Source organism: Streptomyces sp. H27-H5 (assembly GCF_026627505.1).
Lineage (GTDB): Bacteria > Actinomycetota > Actinomycetes > Streptomycetales > Streptomycetaceae > Streptomyces.
Genome location: NZ_JAPNLK010000312.1, coordinates 1 through 1,163 on the forward strand (window position 1 = coordinate 1; position 1,163 = coordinate 1,163).

The 1,163-nt window shown below is 67.2% G+C and carries 2 protein-coding genes; both read right to left on the minus strand.

Features of this window, described 5'->3' with window-relative positions; all coding sequences use genetic code 11:
• Window positions 1–622 (minus strand): 2-oxoacid:acceptor oxidoreductase family protein (locus OTB19_RS42965; RefSeq protein ID WP_267804292.1); only part of this gene is annotated, 622 nt, incomplete at its 3' end.
• A 3-nt stretch (window positions 623–625) separates the two neighbouring features.
• A partial coding sequence (locus tag OTB19_RS42970) for an acetyl-CoA carboxylase biotin carboxyl carrier protein subunit (RefSeq protein ID WP_267804293.1) occupies window positions 626–1,163 on the minus strand: 538 nt, incomplete at its 5' end.

Consider the following 1,163-nt stretch of genomic DNA (forward strand, 5'->3'; position numbering starts at 1 on the left):
CCTCGGCGATCTCCGGCTTCTTCGCGAACTTGGTCCGCAGGAACGTCTCCGTGCCCTCGGTCGGGCGGTGGTACATCCACGACAGCAGGCCCAGCGCGAACATGTTCTTGCTGCGCTCGGCCTCCTTCCGCGACAGCCCGAACTCCTTCAGCGCCTCCACCGTCAACGTGGTGAGCGGCACCGGGTGCACGCGGTAGGCGTCCAACGAGCCGTCCTCCAGCGGGGACGTCGCGTAGCCGACCTTCGCCATCGGGCGCTTGGTGAACTCATCGGTGTTGACGATGATCTCCGCGCCGCGCGGGACGTCCGCGATGTTCGCCTTCAGCGCCGCCGGGTTCATCGCCACCAGGACGTCCGGGGCATCGCCCGGCGTCAGGATGTCGTGATCGGCGAAATGCAGCTGAAAGGACGACACGCCCGGAAGAGTTCCGGCAGGGGCACGGATCTCGGCGGGGAAGTTGGGGAGGGTCGAGAGGTCGTTGCCGAAGGAGGCCGTCTCCGAAGTGAAACGGTCTCCGGTCAGCTGCATGCCGTCGCCCGAGTCACCCGCGAAACGGATGATCACACGGTCGAGGCGGCGGACTTCCTTCTCGCCGGTCGGGGGAATGGCAGTCTCGGTCATCACTCAGGCCTTGATCTCGCAGATGGTGGCGCCGGAGGTGAGGGACGCGCCGACTTCGGCCTTGAGGCCGACGATGGTGCCGGAGCGGTGTGCGTTGAGGGGTTGTTCCATCTTCATGGCTTCGAGGACGACGATCAGGTCGCCTTCGTTGACCTGTTGGCCTTCCTCGACGGCGATCTTGACGATGGTTCCCTGCATCGGGGAGGCGAGGGTGTCGCCGGAGGCGGTTTTGACGCTCTTGTTGCCGCGCCGCTTGACCTTGGTCGCGGTGCCACCGCCCGCGGTGGCCGCACCCCGTGTGAACGTCGTCCCCAGCGAGGCGGGCAGCGAGACCTCCAGGCGGCGGCCGCCGACCTCGACCACCAGCGATTCGCGTCCCTCTTCCGCCTCGGGATCCTCGCCCGCCACCGCGTTGAACGCCTTGATGTCGTTGACGAACTCGGTTTCGATCCAGCGGGTGTGGACCGTGAAGGGTCCTTCCGTCGGGGCGAAGGCGGGGTCGGTGACGACGGCGCGGTGGAAGGGGAGGGCGGTGGCCATG